Raw genomic sequence first — 21623 nt, forward strand, 5'->3', positions numbered from 1 at the left:
TCCTAAAAGTCGGTTGCGGTTGATAAATTCCGAAGTTCTGAATCGGCAGAAGCCTTCGCTCAGACTTCTCTCCCAATTAGCAAGTTTGGGATTTTAGTAAAGGGGAGTTTTTTTGTTTGCTTTTTAGCTTTTGGCGTGCTAAGAGACTTCAGAAACTTTACACTCTGTAAAGATAGAATATATTGCGATCTCTTTACGCCCCTACACACAAAATAGTGGACACAAAGTAGATTTTATCCTTTGGCGAGTGGATACGATGCATCAGTTGACTGAACAACTTGATGAGAAAAATGCACCACTTCTATAAAAAAAGTAACATAATCGAGAGATAGATTTCATCAACAACAGGGGAAGTGAGCATTTATAGCCAATTTGGGTTGAGGTGGAATTGATAATGGGGTTCATGAACAAACAAGTCTTTCGGGTTGGATTTTCATTGCTAATGGCGTTTTGGTTGGCGTTGGGTACGCTCACCCAGCCGGCTCTAGCTTTGACGACGGAACAAAAGCTGGTTTCGGAAGTTTGGCGAATTGTTAATCGCACTTATCTAGATGAGACGTTTAATCATCAAAACTGGGCAGCAGTCAGGCAAAAGGTTCTGGAGAAGCCTTTGGCAGACTCAAATGCCAGTTATGCGGCAATTGGGAAGATGCTCAAGAGCCTTGACGATCCTTTTACCCGCTTTTTAGATCCAGAACAGTACCGCAGCTTGCAGGTAAATACTTCCGGGGAATTGACTGGGGTAGGATTACAAATTGCTTTGAATTCTGAGAATGGGAAGTTAGAAGTAGTTGCTCCTATCGCCGGTTCACCGGCAGATAAAGCGGGGATTAGACCACGCGATCGCATCCTCAAAATTGAAGGCGTCTCTACAGAAAATCTCACCCTTGATGAAGCTGCAACCAGAATGCGCGGGCCGAGTGGTAGCCTTGTCACTTTACTGATCGAACGGGACGGAGAAGCAGAAACAGAAATTAGACTAACACGCGATCGCATTGCTCTTAACCCTGTGGTTTCCGAATTGCGTGTTTCCACTGACAATACGCCTATTGGCTACCTACGACTGACTCAATTCAATGCCAACGCCTCAACGGAATTGGCACACGCTATTTCTAGTCTAGAAAAAAAAGGGGCTGCTGCCTACATTCTAGATTTACGAAATAATCCTGGGGGGCTATTGCAATCAGGAATTGAAATCGCCCGTCTTTGGTTAGACTCCGGCACTATCGTTTACACTGTTAACCGACAAGGCATTCAGGGCAGTTTTGAAGCCTTTGGCCCAGCCCTGACAAACGATCCTCTGGTGATTTTGGTGAATCAAGGAACTGCTAGTGCCAGTGAGATTCTCGCCGGCGCACTCCAAGATAATGGTCGCGCCCAGTTGGTAGGCGAAACCACCTTTGGAAAGGGCTTAATTCAATCCTTATTTGAATTATCAGATGGTTCGGGCTTGGCAGTCACAATTGCTAAGTATGAAACTCCTCAACACCGGGATATTAACAAACTAGGTATTAAACCGGATACAGTGATTTCCCAAGCAGCCATTAACCGCGAACAGATTGGCACTGAAGCGGATCTGCAATATCAAGCAGCAGTACAACTTTTGGTGAAAAATTCGGTGGTGGCGGGAAAGGCATGAAGAGTGATGAGTAATGAGTAATGAGTAATGAGTGATGAGTGATGAGTAGGAAATCTCACTTATTACTCAGCATTCACAAAGGCATAGTTAGGGCAGGGGCAAGTTATTTTTATCCTAGAATAACTGCGATTTTCTCGTTTATATCGACAATGGTAGCTGAATCACAAATTCAGTTCCTTCGCCAAGTTGAGAATTAACTTCGATCGCTCCGCCATGTTTTTCCACAATAATTTGACGGGCGATCGCAAGTCCTAATCCTGTTCCTTTGCCAACAGCTTTCGTCGTAAATAAATGGTCAAATATCTTTTGTTTTACCTCTTGAGCCATTCCCTTTCCATTGTCAGCAATTGTAATTTTTACACCTTTAATTTCTAGTGATGTTTTAATTATGATGCGGTTAGGATTAATTTTAATTTCCTCAAAACTCCGATTTGTATTTGATTCATCCAATGCATCAATTGCATTTGCTAAGATATTCATAAATACTTGATTTAATTGCCCAGGAAAACACTCAACTTGAGGTAAAGTGCTGTATTCAGTTATCACTTCAATTGCTGGACGTTGCTCGTTAGCCTTGAGACGATGTTTCAAAATTAAAATCGTGCTGTCGATGCCTTGATGAATATGAAACGGCACTTTATAATCTTTGTCGGCACGGGAGAAAGTTCGTAAACTGGTGCTGATATTTTTTAAGCGATCGCACGCCATAGTCATAGAATCAATCATCTTGGGCAAGTCTTCTAAGCTATAATCCAAGTCGATTTCTTCGGCGTGGTGAAGAATTTGATCATTTTTGTTGGGTAAACTTTTTTGATAAAGCTTTAAGTGTTCAAAAATATCAGCAACAGTGGGTTTAGCTTGCTTGAGACTAGCAGCAATAAAACCAAGGGGATTATTCATTTCGTGAGCCACACCAGCAACTAGATTCCCCAGTGCTGACATCTTTTCACTTTGGACAATTTGTAATTGGGCATTTTGTAAATCGTTCAATGCTTGTTGCAAATCTTGTGATTTTTGCTGCAAGGCAAGTTCAGCTTGTTTGCGATCGCTAATATCTCGCATTACAACCACCGCACCGGCTTTGTTACCCGCAGGATCGAAGATCGCTTGTCCGCTAGCTAACAAAATTCTCGTAGAACCATGCTTTGGCGCAATTACCATTTCGGCATTTTCGACTATTTCCCCTTGCAAGGCGCGAAACAAAGGAATTTCGGTTTTTAATAGAGGTGTTTTACCATCAAGTTGATAAAGATCGAAGTATTCTGCCCATTCTTCTGCTGGTAATGATTCTACTGGTAAGCCATGAAATTCACGAGTTGCTTTGTTAAATAGAGTCAATTTACCATTAGCATCACAAACAACAATCCCATCTGTAATATTGTGAATGATGGCATTCAAAAACTCTCGTTCTTTGGCTAGAGATGCTTCAGCCTGTTTGCGTAAGCGCAGCTCGTTGTAGACATTGCTAATATCAATCACCACTCCATCCCAGACGATTGCGCCATCGACTTGCCGCTCTGGCCGAGCAAGAGATTGAATCCATTTGACGGTTCCTGAAGGCAGGATAATCCGACATTCTATGTCAAATGGTGTCAGATTTTGAGCAGAGTAGGCGATCGCTTGGGCAATAGCTGGCTGATCGTCAGGATGATTCATGGCGTAAAGGCTATGCGTCCCTGTCATCACTGATTCTGGTTCTAAGCCATACAAGTCCAAACAGCCAGAACTAACGTATGGCGTTGAAGTTGAACCGTCAGCCGCTAACCGGAATTGGTACACCATACCAGGAATATTATTTGTCAAATTTTGGAAGCGGATTTCACTAGCTTGCAATTTTGCTAGAGATTGTTCCAACTGTTGAGCATAGTTCTGGGAATTGCGGTAAAGGCGGGCATTTTCCACAGAAATGGCAGCTTGAGCGCAAAGTAAGTTGAGTAGCTTGACGCGATCGCTTGTAAATGCTCCAGTTGCCAAATTGTTTTCCAAATACAAAATGCCTAGCAACTTACCCTGATGCAAAATCGGGATGCACAAGATGCTTTTGGGCTGCTGTTGCTGAATATACGGGTCATTAATTAATTGCGGATGCACCGTGGCATCAATAATCACTACTGGTTGTAAGTTGCGTTTGACGGTATTAATTAAGCTAACTGGTAGATCGGGGGAGTCTTCAACAGGCTGTGGGTTCGACAACATTGGGTAAAAATCAACTTCAGCAGTTCCTTTGTTCTGTAGAGATGTGCCACCAAAGGAAAGCTGGGCTAACGCCTGAATTAGTAAACCACCTGACTCCAAAAGCATGAACACACACTTATCAGCTCCGGCATTTTCAATGACGATATGCAGCAACGTCGAGAGCAGCTTTTCGAGTTCGATTTCGCTAGAAAGGGTTTGGGAAGCTTTGAGAATAGTAGCTAAATCTAAAGCAACAGAGACGTTGCTACTACTGGAAGTGGCAGAACTGGTGGAGGTGATACTTTCTAATGTGAAGATAGTTTCGTTAGTTGAGAGGGGAGAACGAGTTGGCTGGAGAATGGGAGCGAGGAGTTGGGGATAGCGTCGTTCCAAATCGGCGACTTTGGCTTTAGCTTCCCAACGAGCATAGCCGTAGTAGGCTTGGGTCATGTATTCTTGAGCAATCCGCTCTTTGCCCCAGTCGAGGTAAAATTTGGCAGCTAGTTCATTGGCAAGTGCTTCTTCTTGGATGTAATCGTTTTCTTTGGCTCCTTTGATGGCGCGATCGTACAAATCTATTGCCTCGGCTTTGTTGCCTTGGACTCGTTCTCGTTCCGCCTCGACTAGATAAAACTTGTGCAAGAAATTCATCGGCGCATGAGTTGCCCAGTCTTTGAGTTTTTCTTGATTTGCAGCGATACATTCCTTGATTGGCTGCTGTTCTGGGGTTGAAAGTTCTCCCAAATATGCTATTTGGGCTAAAGATTCATAGAAATGAAAGATGGGTACATATAAAAAAGCCAGGACAGCATCCAAATACCGTCTTGCTTGTTCAGCCTGTTCTACGGCTTGTTTAAACTCTGAAAACAGATAAGACAGAACTAGTTTGTTAATCCACAGCAATGCTAATCCGGTGCGATCGCCCGCTGTTTCATGTAATGGAAGTTGATGCTGTTCATTGTAGGCTGCACCGCTCAACACCACTACTTCATCCCCATTCCCCATTAAATTCAGCAAAATTTGTCGAATCACCTGGGAATAGGTCAAACTGAGATTTTGCTTGAGGTGCTTGAGGGCTTCACAATATCGGGCAAGTTCTGACTCCAGTTGCGTTAAATTCTTTCCAGCAAAATAGGAGTAAAAACCGTAATTATACGCAGAGTAACCCGCAAAAGCAAAATCGCCTACATCTAAACAACTACAATAAGCTATCTGCAAGGGGTTTAATGTCTCACGCAGGTGCATTTTCCAATGCCTTGTGTACACATAGACTAGTAATAAAGTTTTCCCCTTCAATTCGGAATTTTGCTGACGTGATAGCAGATCGAGGGCTAACTGACCGAATTCATAACCTAATTCAACCTTTCCGAACACACCACACATCAATATTCCATAAGAGACATAGCTAAAGGTCGAGGTTGACTCATTGCCATATACAACAGACAAATAAACCTTTTTTAAAATCACCAATAAATACAGTAGTGGCTGATACAGATAGGCGCAGGGTGCTACTGATGTCAAAATTCGAGCCGCTGCCAGGATGTTTGCATTCTTTGCTTCGCTGAGGTTGAGTAACTCACCAGGTTGACGCTCTCCAATCGCATCGGAAACGGTACTAAAGGCAGCTGCCACATCTTCCTGGGTAGGATCTGCGGGCAGTTCTACTCCTAATTGCTTTAAAATGGCAAGTGCCGCTGCGATCGCTTGAGAAAATTGACCCTGGGCTGTGAATGCTTCAATCTTCACTTCATAGACGCTAATTTGAGCTAACGGAGTTTTGGCGTGATTCAAGACAAGGCTGGCATTAGCTGCCATCTGCTCTAAATCACCACTCAGATAGGCGGCTTCTGTGGCGACTTGATGGAGTGCTAAGGTCAACTCATACTGATGCTGCCAATTGTTTTGGGCAAGTAACCCAATGCCTACCTGAGCATATTTACAGGCGGCAGTATAGGCTGTGGCCGCCTTTGCCTTGCGACTTGCCATCAGGTTAAATTCGGCTAATGTTTGACGTTCTGCGGATTGGGCGATCAATTCAGTCGCAATATTGAGTTGACTGACTATTTCAAAAATCCGTTCTTCTCGGTTGCTTTCGGGAGTATTGCTTAAGAGTAACTGTCCAATCTTCAGGTGAACGGGTTGTTTTTCATCGGCGGGAATTAGTGAGTATGCTGCTTGTTGCACCCGGTCATGTAAAAATTTATAAGTAACTGTCATTTGTCCTTGGTCATTGGTCATTTGTTTATGACTATTGACAAACGACTCCTGTTGATAAAACTTATAAACTTCATTTTGGGGTATAATTAAACCTTCTTGTAAAGCTTTCCATAAACTTGTAGCCGTTTCAATTTGCGATTGTTCAGAAACGATCGCCAATGTCTTCAAATCAAATTGATTACCAATACAGGCTGCCAGTTTCAAGATATCTTGAGTGTTGGGTGGCAATTTCTGAAGTTGTTGTGCCACAAATTCCACCACGTCATCAGTGAGAGCGAGCGATCGCACTTGTGCTACATCACATTGCCAGAAACCTATCTCCCAATCAAAGGTAATCAGCCCATCCTCATGTAGCGCTTTCAAAAACTGAGTTGTGAAAAAGGGATTACCTTGGGCTTTTTGATAAACCAACTCTGTCAATGGCAATGCTTGGCCTGTTGCACAACTGAGGGAGTCGGCAATTAAATGGTTCACATCTACTTGACTCAAGGGATCTAGAGTTAAAGTCTTGACGCAGGAAGATGCCTTTTCAATTTCATCTAACGTCAACATCAGTGGATGAGCTGCAAACACCTCGTTATCGCGGTAGGCGCCAATAATGAATAGATAACCCCAATCACTCTGAGTCATCAACAGTTTCAGCAAATTGAGCGATGCCGAATCTGCCCACTGCAAGTCATCAAGAAACATCACCAAAGGATGCTCTCTTGTGGTGAAGACTTGAATGAACTTTTGGAACAGCAGATTAAAACGGTTCTGTGCCGCACTACCCGATAATTGTGCGATCGCACCCTGTTTGCCGATCAGCTGCTCTAATTCAGGAATTACCTCGATCAGGAGTTGCCCGTTGTCTCCAACTGCCGCTAAAATCTTGCTCTGCCATTGCTTCAGTTGGGTATCACTTTCACTGAGCAACTGTCCCATCAGGTCACGAAAAGCTTGCACAAAAGCAGATAGAGGAATGTTGCGGTTGAACTGGTCGTATTTGCCCTTGATGAAATAGCCGTTCCACCGGACAATTGGCTTATGTACTTCATTGACAACTGCGGTTTTACCAATACCAGAGAAACCTGCTACTAGCATCAGTTGGGAACCACCATTAGCAACATAACCAAAGGTATCCAGTAACGTTTGCACTTCCGATTCTCGCCCGTAGAGTTTTTCGGGTATGAGGAAGCGATCGCTGATATCTCGCTGTCCCAAATCAAACCAGGTGTGCTTACCTGTTTCTCGCCACTGTTCTACGCAAGTCACTAGGTCATGTTTAATTCCTAGCGCACTCTGATAGCGGTCTTCGGCGTTCTTCGCCATCAGTTTGCGGACAATTTCCCCCAGCATCAGGGGCAAATCGGGGTTGAAATCGCAGAGAAAGGGTGGTTGTTTGGCAATGTGACAATGCAGCAATTCCATCGGCTCATTGGACTCAAAGGGTAATTGTCCACTCAACAGTTCAAAGAAAGTTACGCCTAATGAATAAAAGTCACTGCGGTAGTCAATACCCCTGTTCATCCGTCCGGTTTGCTCTGGTGACAGATACGCTAGCGTTCCCTCTAGTCCTTTGGGACTTTGGATCTCCTGGGTTTCTCGTGGTAAAAGCGAGGCAATACTGAAGTCAATCAGCTTGATTTGTTTGGTCTGAGGGTGAATCAGGATGTTGGCTGGTTTAATGTCTTTGTGAATGACACTCTGTTGATGCAACTGGTGTAAGGTGTCTAATAATTGCAAAGCAATGGGTAGGAATTGCTCTAATGTCAGTATTTTTCCTTGAGTAAATTGCCGCAAGGAAACACCACCAAAGTCTTCCATGACTAGAACATAGCCATTATGATAGGCTTCCAGACTATAAGGTTTGATAATGCCGGAAATATCTATGTTTTTAGCGATCGCATATTGGTTGCGAAACTGTACTAATTCGCTAAAAGTCGGGTATTCTCGTTTTAAGAGCTTGATGACAACTGGCAGGCGATCGCATTCTCGAACTGCCCGATACACTTGGGTGCGAGAACCTAAATATAGTTGTTCTATAGTTTGGTAGCCAGCGATCCTTAAAGTTCCATCAACTTTGGCGCTCATAAGTTTTTACGAGAATATCTGTATACTAGCGTTATAATTCCCAGGACAATATCTTGGTTAACAAACGTTAGAAAACTGGTATTGAGCAAAACAGTTCCCAGTTCCGTTAGCGGTAGCTTTAACGCACCCGACAATTTAAGATTTACTTTATAAAAGGGTTTCTTACGCTCCTATTTTGTTAATTCCAAAATTTTCTCAAAATCAAAGTTATTTACTAACTGCCTTAACCCATTAGCTAAATGAGCAATGGAATGAGGGAATTTGATTAATTAATTGCAGAATTTGCTGACCATGAACTTTAGTTGCACAGTCACGTAATTGTGCTATCCATGCATCTGGCATAACTGCTAACTCCCTTACTTCTAAAGTAGAGGCTCTATCCGCAGCAAAGCTGGTAAATCTAGAGAGGCGAGGTGTTGATAAGCTTGATCTATGACTCGCTTGCCTCTAAGAAAGCCTGTATTAGCTCCAGGACAAATATACCGGAGAGTTTCTGGTGTAAAATGTTCTAACAATAATCGAAGACTCTGAATTTGCCTTGGCCAGTGAAAGGTTTTAGCTGACCGTAATAATGCTGGCTTGCCATGCTGATTTGGGAGTAAATGGCGACCAGAAAATAATATACCTCCAAATTCACCGTAGTAGAGGCAAGATGAGCCGGGAGAATGACCTGGTGTCCAAATCACTTGTGTTGCTGCATCAATGATAAATTCTTGTCTAAATGTAGTTACGGTTAAGCCTGGTAATAAATAAGCTTCTTGCTCTTGAATCAGCACCTCGCAGCCAAAGGTTTGCTGAAATTCGGCAGTCTTGCCAATAGCGCCGCGATGAGTGATAAATAACCAACGCACGCCTCCATGCGATCGCAAAAAATCTTGATTTGTTTGGTCTAAAGCAGGGCAATCTATGAGGATATTCCCTTCATTTCTTACAATAAAATAAGAGGTTCCCCCTAATGTGTCCCGATTGGGTGGAAAGGCAAAAATACTCTCTTGTGCGAAGTCCGATTGCAGAGAACTTCCGCTAGGAACTTCGTCAGGGAAGACAGCCCGTGGTGACTTAGTTGTATGACTTGGTTTTTGAGGTAAAGGGCACATGATCAAAGAACCGAAACTGAGGAGTTGTGGACAATCTGGTGGTAGTGTGGAAATTCTCAAGAATTGAACTAGGGATTGGGAATTGGGCATGGGGCATGGGGCATGGGACATTTGGGTATTAGTTATTCTTGTCTCCCAGTCCCCAGTACCCAATACCCATTCCCCTGTTAACCCTTGTGAAAAAAATTGGGATTTGAGGTCTGCCTTGTAGTTAATGCTATGGTGCTGAAGCTACTGGTAGGGTGTTTTGTCAAAATTACTGTAGATAACATGGCATTTTGGTTTCTGTTTATCCTCCTACTGGGGCTAGCTACCTATATAATGGTGCAGCACAGCGTCGCTCACATCACTCGGACGCCAGTATGGTTGTTGTGGCTGGTTTTAATGACACCAGCATTTCTGTTAAGTGGATGGACGCTGATATACGGGGCGAAACCACCTCCACCGCCAGGACTGATCATTTGGTCGTTATTTGTCTGCACACTGTTGTACTGGATGTTGTTTCACTGGGGGCGTCGAGTGCCAAGAGATACACAGACCGAAACTGAAGCCCAAGCCCAAGCTTCAGAATCACAGCCGACTATCCAGCCTACCCCAGAGCCAATAGTGCGTCCCATTGAGCCAACGGAAGAAACCCAACTGCGAAATTGTTTTCCTTGGTCTGTATACTACGTTCAAAATATTGAGTATCGACCACAAGCTGTGATTTGCCGTGGTCAGTTGCGAACTAAAGCCAGCAACGCCTACCAGCAGATTAAGACTAATATTGAAGCACAATTTGGCGATCGCTTCTTGCTGATCTTTCAAGAAGGTTTAAATGATAAACCTTTCTTTGTGCTAGTTCCCAATATTCAAGCTGCTAAAGAGAGAAATACATCACGACGCGACCAGGAACAGTTAACTAAACCAGGATTAGCACTTCTACTACTAGTAGCTACTTTGCTAACTACTACCTTGGTAGGAGTGGAAATTGCTGGTGTTTCTCTGCCGCCTCTCTGGGAAATTGGCTCTTTGTTCAAAGTTCTATCTAACCCAGATGTCCTGTTTAAGGGATTGCCTTATGCTTTAGGACTAATGACTATTTTGGGTATTCATGAACTTGGGCATTATTTGACAGCTAAGTTTTACAAAATTCGCTCGACGTTGCCTTACTTTATTCCCGTACCTTTCTTTTTGGGAACTTTTGGGGCATTTATTCAGATGCGTAGTCCAATTCCCAACCGCAAAGCTTTATTTGATATTAGTATTGCTGGCCCAGTTGCAGGTTTTGTTATTACTTTGCCACTACTAATATGGGGCTTGGCTAATTCTGATGTGGTTCCCATCACTGAAAAAACCCGACTTTTGAATCCTGATGCCCTTAATCCCAAATATTCGATTTTACTGGCGTTACTCTCAAAGTTAGCTTTGGGAAGTGAGTTAACAGCAAAATCAGCCCTTGACTTGCATCCAGTTGCAGTAGCAGGTTTTCTGGGATTAATTGTGACGGCGTTAAATTTAATGCCTGTGGGACAACTAGATGGAGGTCACATTGTCCATGCGATGTTTGGACAACGAACTGCGATGGTAATTGGTCAAATTGCTCGCGTGTTGTTGCTATTGCTGGCTTTAGTTCGGGAAGAATTTTTGGTGTGGGCGATTATCTTATTATTTATGCCGTTGATTGATGAACCTGCGCTAAATGATGTCAGTGAATTGGATAACAAACGTGACGTTTGGGGATTATTGGCAATGGCTTTGTTGATTATAATTATTTTGCCATTACCGCAAGCGATCGCTAACCTTTTGCAAATTTAAGTAGAGTATTCACCAATTCTGGATTCTGTATTCTCACTCCTGATTTATTTCCTTCATGCAGTACTAGTACAGCGCAGCGTAAATAAGCTACCCATTTGAAATGTCTAAAACCCTTACGGAACAGTAATTACGAATTACAAATTACGAATTACGAATTACGAATTACACAAATCAGTACTAGTTCCATATTTGCCTTGTCAATTCTCCAAGTCCTCATTCCCTCGTGCTGCTACGATGACCTGTGCTTCTCTCAAGACGCGCATGGCTCCGTCGTTACCAGTGGTATCGCCCCATAAATAACCGCGTACTACTTCCTGAATCACGGTGTTATCTGCAACATCTGCTCTTAACTCACGTCCCACAGCATACATCGTTTGGGAGTTAAAGGGTTTCCCCTGTGCTGCGATCGGAACAACCCGCCGTTGTCGTAGTACTTCTAAAAGCGATCGCCTAATTAACTCTACTCCCTGTTGATTGCTGATTAAAATTTCGCTTAAAGATTCTGATATTGGTGATTTTTCAGACACCGTTGATTGAACTTCTTTACCACCAAACCACTGTTTTAGCTTTTCCCAGAAGTTTTTTTGTGGGGGAGATTTTGGTATTGAGGTAGCAGATAATGCTTCTATTTCTTCTTGCCAGTAAGTACAAGCCTGATCTAAAGCATCCAGGATACCCAGCAAATCTTTTAGTAGTTTTTCTTGCTGTTTTTCAAATTTATCCAATGCCTGTTTTTGGCTTTCTTCCAGGCGTATTTGTAGCTGTTCTTTATCTGTACGAGTTACTTCCAATGCTTGCACCAAAGCATCTTGAGTAGAACGCAATAATTTACCCTGTTGCTTAACTTCATGGCGCAAAGCAGTCCATTCTGCCACCATTTGATAGGCATCAAAAGAATTAGTAGATTCTGGTGCCTTAACCAGATAGTCTGGTGGCGTTTGTTCTGAATGTAAATAATCTAAAAATTTGTTAAATAAAGTTTCTTTGTTATTTGTCATTTGTCATTTGTCATTTGTTTTCAATACCCCATTCCCCATTCCCCATTCCCCATTCCCCATTTCCAAACAATCAAAATGTGGCACGAATTAAATCATCTAGGCTAACTTCTAGTTGAGCGATCGCTTTTTCTCGTACCTGTTTTAATATTTCTGGGTTCAGTTCTGCTTCTAAGGGACGAATCTTCAAAAAATCCTCATTTTGGATTGTCTCTCCTTTACGAAGTGCCTCGTAAGCTCCTCGAATTGCCTTAAATTCTTCTGGATAAGTATGAGCGGGAAATTCACGCAGCTTGGAATGATACGCCGCTTTAATTTCAGCGGGGGTAGCTCCTGGAGAAATTCCTAAGTGTTCGTGGTGGGAAGTCATAAATGGGGATTGGGGACTGGGGACTGGGACTTGTACTGAGCGTTGCTGTTGGTGCAGCCTCTCCAAGAGTTATATTGATTCTGACTCCTGAATTCTGAATTCTGAATTCTTCTTCAATTAAAATAATTGCTGAAAATTTCATCTTCTTCTACCCTTTGGTTTTCTAGAGGTAGGTGGTAAGCTTCTAAAGATAAAGTCTAAGTCGATCTCTGATTCATCATCTTCTTCCTCATCATCATCCAAGAAATTAGGCATACTGTTTAACATCATTTGCTTAAGTTCTGGAAGCATCTTCTCAAACTCAGCTTGGGGAATTTTGCTGCCAAATAATTTTTTAAGCATCCCTTCTAATAAATCATCAATATTTGACATATTCAGATTGTCAAATTTCTCTGGATCTGGCATTATGCTCTGAGTTTCTTTAGCGGCAAGAAACGCCTGTTCTTCCCGAAATGCTTGTAATGCTTTGGCATCTTGTAGGCGACGAGCTAATTCAAATCCCTCTTGCTTTAATTGTTCATATTTTGGTTGATTGAGATGGTAGGTAGTGGCTCTAGCTAATAGCAATAAAGGATTTTGTGGTTCCCGACGTAATGCTTCTTCTAAGGCAGGAATCAAGGTTGTAATCCAGCCAAAACGGCGTGCTTGCAGTTGGATATTTGCCAGAGCATTGCCTGGTTGGGGCATGGTGTCGAGGTAGGCACGCAGAGGAGATTCTAGTTTTTGGGGACTTCCTTCTTTGACAGCTAAGACAACTAAATGGGCAACTCTGGCTTCTGGGTGTTCTGCTGATAGGTTGAACAACTTTTGCAGATATTGATTTGTTAAAGCGGCGATGCCTTTTTCGCGTTTGGCGAATAGATGGATAGAAAGAGCGATCGCTTGCAATACAAAAATTTGCTCATTTCCAGATATTTGTTCTAAGAGAGCTTCCCAGGCTTCGGTGGCTGCTTTTTGATTTAACGAAACTCGTCCGCCAGAGTTGGGAGAACTTTGTACTGCATTCACAAAAATTTGACAGGCACGCAAAGCCGGATCTTTCTGCTCTTTCCCCTGCACCAGACGACTAAAGAAAGGATAACTTAGCGTAGAAATAGCATCCACCCAGGGCAATACTTCTACTTCCGATTCAATACTGAAGTCGCCAAAGTGCTTGCCAAAACGCCGACGAGCTTCATTACGTGCTTGTTTGTCTCCTAGTTCATCCCAACAACTCAGCAAGCCATCATAAATTTCTTGATAGCGACAGCCACCTTCAATGGCTTGGGTAATCAGTGCGATCGCTTCAGTATAATTTTCCTCCATTGCCGCAAAAAGTCCCTTGCGGCCAAGTAATTCGGGTGATGTGGGACAGATACGTTCTGCTTGTTGTAAAGCTCCTAAAGCAGCGCGATCGCGATCTAGTGCCATGTAAGCATCTGCCATCCGGCAATGGAGGTGAGCTAAGGTTGGTTTCAACCGTTCCGCAGGCCATTCTTGAGGCTTTTGTTTTCCTTCCTGCTCTAACCACTTCAACAACTGAGTCAACAAACGTCGGCGTTCTTGCTCAGAATCAGTAACTTCAAAGACCTCTAACAGGTTAACTGCCAACTGCGGGTTAAAGGGTTTCTCTGTTAATAAAGGCTGCCAAAATAGCTCTGCACATTCTGCTTGTCCTTGATTAAGTGCCTGTTGACCTGCAAGGGTTAAAAGCGATGTCCGCAGAATATTTAGTTCCGGGAAACGATCTGCACACCGTTCCATCCGTAGCAACACATGGGCGGCATCATGATGATTGCCATCATTAATTAGCTGTACAATTGCCAACGCTGATATTGCATCCTGGATCACCTGGTCTGATTGTTCCAGATTTTGGGGATTGAGGGGTGGTTCTCCGGTCTTTGCTTGTTGGGAAGTTGCCAACCGCTCTAAAATTGGATGTTCCAAATACTTTGGTCTGCCAAAGGTGAATCTGGATGATTGCAAACCCAATAGATTAGCGGCTGCACTCCAACTACCACTCACTTGCTGACTGTAAACAAGCCAAGCATTTGGTAAATCTCCTGGGGTGATGGGGCGCTTAATTTTTTGAAAAGATGTCAAAGCGGCTTGTGGTTGTTCATTTTTGAGAGCAATAACCCCTCGAACCCAGTGGAGTTGGGCAGCGCTGAAGCGTTTAGATTGTTGGTTGATTAACTGCTCAACTGTGGCGATATCTCCTTTGAGCAATAGGAGCTTGAGATAAGAGATGCTGTAGTCTTTGGTGAGATTGCCTGCTTCAAAAGCCTCACGGAGCAAATTCAGAGCTACGTCCAATTGATTCAACTCTAGCAAACACCTTGCTTGCCAGTAGTGAGCCTCTCCTGCCAGACCCAATTGTAGAGCGCGTCCAAAAGATTTTTCTGCCTGTTTAAAATCTTGCTTCTGGAATTCCTGTTGACCCCGCAGTAACCAAATCTCTGATTCTTTGGGAGTGAATTCAATATCAGGATGCGATCGCTGATTTTTTTTAATTTCTTCTAACGCCTGCCGATATTTTTTCTGCTTCAGCAATTCTTGCAGTTTTACCTGGAAGGGGTTTTCAGCAAGTTTTGTACCTGTGCTAGAGACATGTTTTGGTGAGTGGTGTTTGGACTCATGTTTAGCCATCCTTGCCTCCAGTTTGGTAAAACTGTTGATACACCCTATATATATTTAATCAAGATATCAGCGATCACGATCGTTTCATAGGTAGTTGCTGACCGAAAAAGAATCATGATTAACAATTCAAAATTCAAAATATGAAATATGAAAAAGTTGGATATTTTTTTACGATACTTACGCCATGTGCGACTTTATCTCAAACCTAACCCCCAACCCCTTCCCTACAAGGGAAGGGGAGCAAAAATCAAAGCCTCTCTCCTTTTAGGAGAGAGGTTTGGAGAGAGGTAAGAATATTAAGTTGCACATCGCGTGATACTTGTGTGTAAACCCCAGCCCAAAGTGAGCGAGGCTTTGATTTTTCCTCACAAGACAGTGGTGGTGGGTTTAAATATCCCACACTCCTAAATTTTTATCAATTCTGACTCCTGTTAGCGGTAGCGGGGCGTTTAGCCCATTCTGACTCCTGAATTCTTCTTCAACGTTTTGCTAATTCTGGAGTCCGCCCTTTCAAACCAATCATCAATTTCAGCATAAACACCTTTAACATCGGTACTCGCTGTAAAAGCCATAAACCCAGGCGACGAACCACCACCACAGGTAAGAAGTTATTAGAAAACATCCGATCTAACAAATCGGTGAAACCTAAAATTGTCAGATTTTCTAACTTACGCCAGCGTTCATAACCTTTGAGAATCTGGATGTCACCAATATCTTTACCCGCTTTGTGCGCTGCTTGAATTACTTGCGCCAAAGCCGCTGCATCCCGAATACCCAAATTTAAACCTTGTCCACCGACGGGATGGCAATTGTGCGCCGCATCACCAATTAATGCTAGTCGGGGGAGAACATAGCGATCGCTTTGCATGAGTTGTACCTGAAAAACAAAGCGATCGCCTAGTAATTCCAATTTTCCCATTTGATCGCCATAGCGGCGGGTTAATTCTGCCAAAAATTGCTCATCATTTAAGGCACACAAAGCTTTTGCTTCTTCGTGGGGTGCTGTCCAGACAATGCGGCAACGGTTCCCCGGTAAAGGTAAAATCGCAAAGGGCCCGCTAGACCAAAATCTTTCGTAAGCAGTGTTATTGTGGGGTTTTTCTGGTTTGACAAATGCCACAATGCAAGACTGCCAATATTTCCAGCCAGAGGTTTTGATTCCAGCAGCTTGCCGAATTGGCGATCGCGATCCGTCTGCTGCTACAACTAATTTGCTGCGAACTGTTCTTAGCTGATCGGCAACTTTTATATCTATGGCGACTATATTCTGCTGGTACTGCGTATTTACCACTTCCGCCGGACACAGATAAGTCACATTTGGGCAATCTTGGATAAAGTCTTGCAAAGGCTGCAATAGGGCTTGGTGTTCCGCCACATAACCCAACTCTGCTGTATGTATATCATCTGTGGTAAATTCCACCACATTGGGATAATCGGCATCAGAAAGACGAACTCGGCAATACTTGGCGATTTGAGGCAACATTTTGTCCCAAACTCCAATTCCTTCATAAATTAGTGACGAAAGCTTGTGAACTGCATAGGCTTGTCCCTTGGCTACCGCCGCTGATGCCACTTTCGCCTCAATTAGCAAGACACTCAAACCAGAATCTTTTAAAGCAGAGGCTAGAGTTAACCCAATAATCCCACCGCCGACAATTACCAAATCATATTCATATCCCCGCTCATTTGGCGGTGTTGGTTGAGGGGAAAGAGTTTGCTCAAGCTGCGTTATGGTCATTGTTAAGTTAGGTTACAGCGTCTTAACTCTTATTTTGACGCGATCGCGCCTCCTTGAGCAAGTTAACAATTCAAAATTAAATAGGACTTACGCACTCAAAACCTGAAAACTTGATCCCTTCTAACCCCTCTTAAAAAGGCTACGTGTATACACAAGTTATCGAATTACCCCACCCTAACCCTCCCCTTGCAAAGGGGAGGGAACTGGATTTTCTATTTCCCCCCTTTGCAAGGGCAGGGCTGATTCATTCCCTAAATAGCTAGAAAAATCAAGGGTTCTAGCAATTTTAAATTGGTTATTTTGTTACCAGCGTGCCGATAAAATGAACTATTTTACTGATATTTAAGTGCTTAAACGTTCATCTCATCGTCACGCTTACTTACAATTTTCTTGCTAACCATCTTGACAAATCCTGTTTGAAATGGAATGAATCAGCCCTGCTTTGCAAGGGGGGATTAAGGGGGGTAAATCCAGGGTTTGGGCTTCATTACCAAGATGTGTGTACACCGTAGCCTTTTTAAGGTGGGGATATAAAAAGCCCCCTTTTTAAGGGGGTTGGGGGATCTCTTATTCATCTGAATTATTTACTGACTCGATAGATTGGTCTAACCTGACGATAAGTATTAAGTAAGTCTAGAAATTTATTACCATCAAAATTTATCGGGTCAACTTTTTTACTAGAACGGTCTACTAGTTTATGGGTAGTGATGCGATCGTCTGGGACTTGACTTTGAGCAATTAACCAAGCAAGAGAATTATATTGAGCTTCCGTATAACCGCTATGGCTTTGTTGGCTGCTAGCGTCATAACCATCTGGCGGTGTTTCCAAAGAAACGTGATAGGCAAAATTATTCACAGACGGGGGCAAATTTGGATTAGTCTTCACAGTTTCCACGCCATCAGGACTATCAAATACTGAGTTAGCTGCACCAAAAGCCCGCTTGTCTGGCGGTACTAGATAAACCACCGTTCCATCTAACTTGATTAAAGCGTGGTAACTTGCTTGCACACTTTCATCGTCATGGGCTACTTGAAAGAAATTGATGGCGCTAGAAGCTGAATAACCAGTTTCATGGAGGACGATAATTGGTTGGTTGGTGAGAGGAAGGCCGTTAACATCTTGGGCGTAGCGTTCTCCATAGTTAGTTGGGTTAACTGCGACAACTTGATAATTAGGTCTGTATTGTGCAAAAGCTTGAGTGGTTACGTACCTTGCTACAGGCTTGTTAGTCTTGACTGGGGACTTGATAACATCTTGAGATTTCTTCTCTGGCTCTTTCGCTGATTGCAATTCTGCCTGGGGATAATGACTCCAGGCTGTAACCTGTGGATTGGATGTATTGGATGTATCAGATATTGTCGGATTATTTTGTAATTTTGTCGCTCGTCCAATTAGCAGCACTATAATTAGAGCCATGAACATCAGCGAGATTAGCAGCACCCTAGTCGCCCAGTCTTTAAACCTCATTTTTCTGATACCCGTAAAACAGTAGATATTAATTTATAGCTAAATTTGCATATCCTTTGTAGAGGCGCAATTCTGTAAACCCCTACAGCTTATGGTATCCAAACGAGAATCGCTATAATACCTTAAGTCTAGTTAAATATACGTTACTAGTATATGTTGTAATCCTAAGTCATTGTTTTAGATGCTTCCTTTGTCTAGGAGCTATCTCAATGCTATCAAAACCATCGCTACCGTGAAGTTAGATCCCCGACTTCTTAAAGAAGTCGGGGATCTGGACAGCGCGAATTTTTACATCTCTACAATTTAAGATTGCAATCTCAAAGCTCAAATAGTTAATTTTTATACTCTGATGCGTAGTGTTCGCATAGCCATAGGTAACTTAGTGGCTGATTTTGCGATCACTTACCGAAGTTCTGCAACGCCAAAGCTGATTTTACAGTCTTCGTTGACATTCACTCATTAACGGAGTTCAAAGCCTCATTAACGGAGCTAAAAGACTCATTAACGGAGTTTAAAGACTCGTTAATGGAGTTCAAAGACTCATTCACGAGTATCAAAGACTCATTAATGGAGTTCAAAGACTCATTCACGAGTATCAAAGGTGCGTTACGCTTTCGCGCCACCCCAAGGCTACGATCGCTTTATCGCCTACGCACCACCAACGCTACAGGCGATTGTTTTATGGCATACATTGAAGATAGTTAGCAGTCGGCAATTCCATGAATATTCGTCAAGAACTTCTAAGTCTGATTGAACAACTGAATGATGAGCAGTTATCAGCATTGCTTGATTTAGCTCTTTCTTTCAAAAATGGTGAAAAATCTGTTAATCCTGCTGTTGAATCTCAGGCTTATCAGGATTGGGTAAGCCCTGAAAATGATATTTACGACGAAGTATTTGCTGATGAACTTACAGCGCGGTGATGTTGTGTTGTGTCGAGTCCCCATGCCTTCAACGGGATTGGCACAGTTTAAAGTTCGCCCTGCAAGTATTAAAGAAATTGTAGTTGATTACTCTAAATGCTTAACAGGCATTGATACTAGCTTTCCCAAGCAATGAGCAACTTCTTTCCGATGACACCGATTTGGGTTCATTTCAGCACACAACAGTAAAACATTACCAGTTTGAGCAATTTGTGCAATTTCATGTAGAGCTATATCTGCTTCTTCTTGATTTACTGGAATCCAATTTTCTTTCCCAGATGTATTACCTAAAGCAGTTTTAGAAATATACTCAATATTATTTAATTCACAAAACACTTTAATTTTGTCGCCGTACCATTTACGACTCCAAGCACGAGGAACCATCCTCACATCAACAACACATTCCACATCAAACTTTTGCAGGTATTCCAAGAAGGCATCGTAGTCTTTGCGATTGCCATATCCAAAAGTAAGTATACATCTTGTTTTAGCAATATCTTTAACTGTCATTTTTAATTCCTGGAACAATCAAGTTTAAATATTAGATTTTTATTAATGGTGGGTAAAATATCCCAATAATCATAAAGCTATTTTTGTGAGTTTTTAGGTTTCCCATGATAAAGTATAAATCTTTTTTGGTTAAAAACTCGTCTTCTAGCTTTTGGCGTACTTTTTCTAAAGCCTCCTTTTCTTTACTCTCCATACTTGTTTCATTTGATCTATCTCTACAATTTCTATAAAGTTGTTGAATTTCCCAATCACTTATTGTACAACGATGCTTATCTCCATCTTGAAAAATAAACTCGTAACCAAAATTGTAAGGGATTTTATCTAACTGCACTGAAGGCTCAAACAAGTCTAGTTGATCCAAGATTCCTTGCTGTTTTGGGTTCCATTCTCGTTCTGTCTCGTTACAGAAGTATTTTTTTATAGTTTGTGGTTTAATAATACCGAGAGACTTACCTTGTTCTTTAATCTCCCGGATAGATTTGAATTCTAGCGACAGAACCAAGGCTTTTCGCTCTTCCCAGTTTTTGCGAGTATCAATTTTTCGTATTACTTCTATCGAAGAATCATCTATAGCAATCCTAAATGAGTTGTGAAAAATTACACATAACGATAAGCTGGATCTAATTAATATAGAAAATACACAACTCCCTATATGAAAGAATTGATAGATTTTATCCAAGGGAACCCAGATAAAAGAGAATTGAAACGAGCGCTGGCTGTACAAATGGTGATGGAAAGTTACACTCATTCTCAGATTACAGAAATTTTGCACGTATCTTTAGGCTTTGTCAATAAGTGGAAATATATTTTTGTGGAACAGGGGGTTGCAGGGTTAAAACTTAAATATCAAGGTTCGAGGGGTTATCTTGATAGCAAACAAAAACAAACAGTGATTGAATGGCTTAAACAAAAAGATTACTGACATTTAAATGAACTAAAAGAGTACATAGAAGAGAGTTTCAATATAGCATTTGAGTCAAATCAAAGCTATTATGACCTATTTAAAGAAGCATCTATAAGTTGGAAAAAAACACAAAAAAAGAACCCACGCAAAGACGAGGAGTTAGTAGCAAAAAAAAACTAGAAATTACAGCATGGCTCAATGCACATCAAAGTGAGATTGTGTCTGGAGAAATGGTTGTATTTTTTGAGGATGAGTGTCATTTGTTGTGGGGAGACATTTGTGGTTATATTTGGGGTAATACTCAAGAAAGAATTGAAGTTCCAGTTCTTAACGAAAGACAAAGACAGACATACTTTGGCGCACTGAATTATTACACACAAGAATTTTTAATTAAGCCGTTCAAAAAAGGTGATTCTAAATCGGCAATTGCATTCGTAGAATACCTGCTTACTCAATATCCTAAAAGCCGCATTAGTTTGATTTGGGATGGAGCTAGTTATCACCGTTCAGTTGAATTTCAAGATTATTTAAAATCTCTAAATCAGGGGCTAAACGAGGACGAATGGAAAGTTACTTGTATTCGCTTCGCTCCTAATGACCCGACACAAAACCCAGTGGAAGATATTTGGTTGTCTGCTAAAAAGTTTATTAGAGAGTTTTATCATCTATGTAAATCTTTTACTATTGTCAAGCGTTTATTTGAACTCGCTGTTCACCATGAAATATTTAATTTCCCAAAGATATTTATGTATGATTGATTTTCACAAATGATTTAGGATTGCTATATACGAAAACTTTCTTCTCTATAATCTTTGTCATTTCTTTCTATTTTAGCACTTATAATTGACCATCTTGGATAACGCTTATCAAAATCTAATTGACGAAACCGAATCGGATAAATACGAATCCACTGAATTGGTTTCTCGTCATCATCTAATAAAACCCCTGCTGTACAGACTGTTTCTTGATATTTAGTGCTAATTGAAGGGTATGTTTTAGTTGCAATTAAAATTTTCCTTCTTTCCATAGAACAACCTCTATTTTATAAACTAATTTATTATTTACAGTGATATTATAGATACATTAGCAATTTCAGTA

General features: G+C 41.9%; 14 protein-coding genes and 1 pseudogene. 5 read left to right on the forward strand and 10 right to left on the reverse strand.

Going from position 1 to position 21623, the window contains the following annotated elements:
* The first annotated feature begins 394 nt into the window (after positions 1–394).
* Positions 395–1639, forward strand: coding sequence for a carboxyl-terminal processing protease CtpA (ctpA, locus tag A4S05_RS03610; protein ID WP_069068454.1), 1245 nt, complete (start codon positions 395–397; stop codon positions 1637–1639).
* Between the two features lie 138 nt (positions 1640–1777).
* Here the strand turns inward: ctpA and A4S05_RS03615 are convergent, their stop codons facing one another.
* Positions 1778–8104: an ATP-binding sensor histidine kinase gene (locus A4S05_RS03615; protein ID WP_069068455.1), complete on the reverse strand. Its 6327-nt coding sequence runs from the start codon at positions 8102–8104 to the stop codon at positions 1778–1780.
* Between the two features lie 362 nt (positions 8105–8466).
* A complete protein-coding gene (locus A4S05_RS03620; RefSeq protein ID WP_069068487.1) occupies positions 8467–9201 on the reverse strand; it encodes an MBL fold metallo-hydrolase in 735 nt (244 codons plus the stop codon).
* Between the two features lie 270 nt (positions 9202–9471).
* Here A4S05_RS03620 and A4S05_RS03625 point away from each other — a divergent pair, with 270 nt between their 5' ends.
* Positions 9472–10998, forward strand: coding sequence for a site-2 protease family protein (locus tag A4S05_RS03625; protein ID WP_069068488.1), 1527 nt, complete (start codon positions 9472–9474; stop codon positions 10996–10998).
* 197 nt (positions 10999–11195) lie between these two features.
* Here the strand turns inward: A4S05_RS03625 and grpE are convergent, their stop codons facing one another.
* The 5 genes from grpE to A4S05_RS03650 all read right to left on the reverse strand — a co-directional run bounded on the left by grpE (position 11196) and on the right by A4S05_RS03650 (position 18188).
* A complete protein-coding gene (grpE, locus tag A4S05_RS03630) occupies positions 11196–11996 on the reverse strand; it encodes a nucleotide exchange factor GrpE (RefSeq protein ID WP_069068456.1) in 801 nt (266 codons plus the stop codon).
* Between the two features lie 70 nt (positions 11997–12066).
* Positions 12067–12429, reverse strand: coding sequence for a J domain-containing protein (locus A4S05_RS03635; RefSeq protein WP_256090809.1), 363 nt, complete (start codon positions 12427–12429; stop codon positions 12067–12069).
* A gap of 72 nt (positions 12430–12501) precedes the next feature.
* Complete coding sequence (locus tag A4S05_RS03640) at positions 12502–14991, reverse strand: tetratricopeptide repeat protein (protein WP_069068458.1); 2490 nt, start codon at positions 14989–14991, stop codon at positions 12502–12504.
* Between the two features lie 469 nt (positions 14992–15460).
* The gene (locus tag A4S05_RS03645; RefSeq protein WP_069068459.1) at positions 15461–16720 is read right to left on the reverse strand and encodes an FAD-dependent hydroxylase; all 1260 of its coding nucleotides are present in this window, start codon (positions 16718–16720) and stop codon (positions 15461–15463) included.
* Between the two features lie 580 nt (positions 16721–17300).
* Positions 17301–18188, reverse strand: coding sequence for a peptidoglycan recognition protein family protein (locus A4S05_RS03650; protein WP_069068460.1), 888 nt, complete (start codon positions 18186–18188; stop codon positions 17301–17303).
* Between the two features lie 525 nt (positions 18189–18713).
* Here A4S05_RS03650 and A4S05_RS38505 point away from each other — a divergent pair.
* Together A4S05_RS38505 and A4S05_RS03655 are read left to right on the forward strand one after the other, a co-directional pair.
* Positions 18714–18893, forward strand: coding sequence for a hypothetical protein (locus A4S05_RS38505; RefSeq protein ID WP_084226966.1), 180 nt, complete (start codon positions 18714–18716; stop codon positions 18891–18893).
* Positions 18894–18907: 14 nt separating this feature from the next.
* Positions 18908–19111, forward strand: coding sequence for a hypothetical protein (locus A4S05_RS03655; RefSeq protein WP_069068461.1), 204 nt, complete (start codon positions 18908–18910; stop codon positions 19109–19111).
* 87 nt (positions 19112–19198) lie between these two features.
* Here A4S05_RS03655 and A4S05_RS03660 read toward each other — a convergent pair whose 3' ends face one another.
* Positions 19199–19621: a DUF488 domain-containing protein gene (locus tag A4S05_RS03660; protein ID WP_069068462.1), complete on the reverse strand. Its 423-nt coding sequence runs from the start codon at positions 19619–19621 to the stop codon at positions 19199–19201.
* Between the two features lie 31 nt (positions 19622–19652).
* Entirely contained in the window at positions 19653–20300 is a 648-nt protein-coding gene (locus A4S05_RS03665; protein WP_069068463.1) for a hypothetical protein, read from the reverse strand.
* Between A4S05_RS03665 and A4S05_RS03670 the strand changes: the two are divergent.
* Positions 20274–21283, forward strand: a pseudogene (locus A4S05_RS03670) (IS630 family transposase). The gene A4S05_RS03665 and the pseudogene A4S05_RS03670 overlap by 27 nt on opposite strands.
* Positions 21284–21306: 23 nt before the next feature.
* Here A4S05_RS03670 and A4S05_RS03675 read toward each other — a convergent pair.
* Positions 21307–21552, reverse strand: coding sequence for a hypothetical protein (locus tag A4S05_RS03675; protein WP_069068464.1), 246 nt, complete (start codon positions 21550–21552; stop codon positions 21307–21309).
* Positions 21553–21623: the final 71 nt, after the last annotated feature.

The sequence above is a fragment of the Nostoc sp. KVJ20 genome (genome assembly GCF_001712795.1).
Lineage (GTDB): Bacteria > Cyanobacteriota > Cyanobacteriia > Cyanobacteriales > Nostocaceae > Nostoc.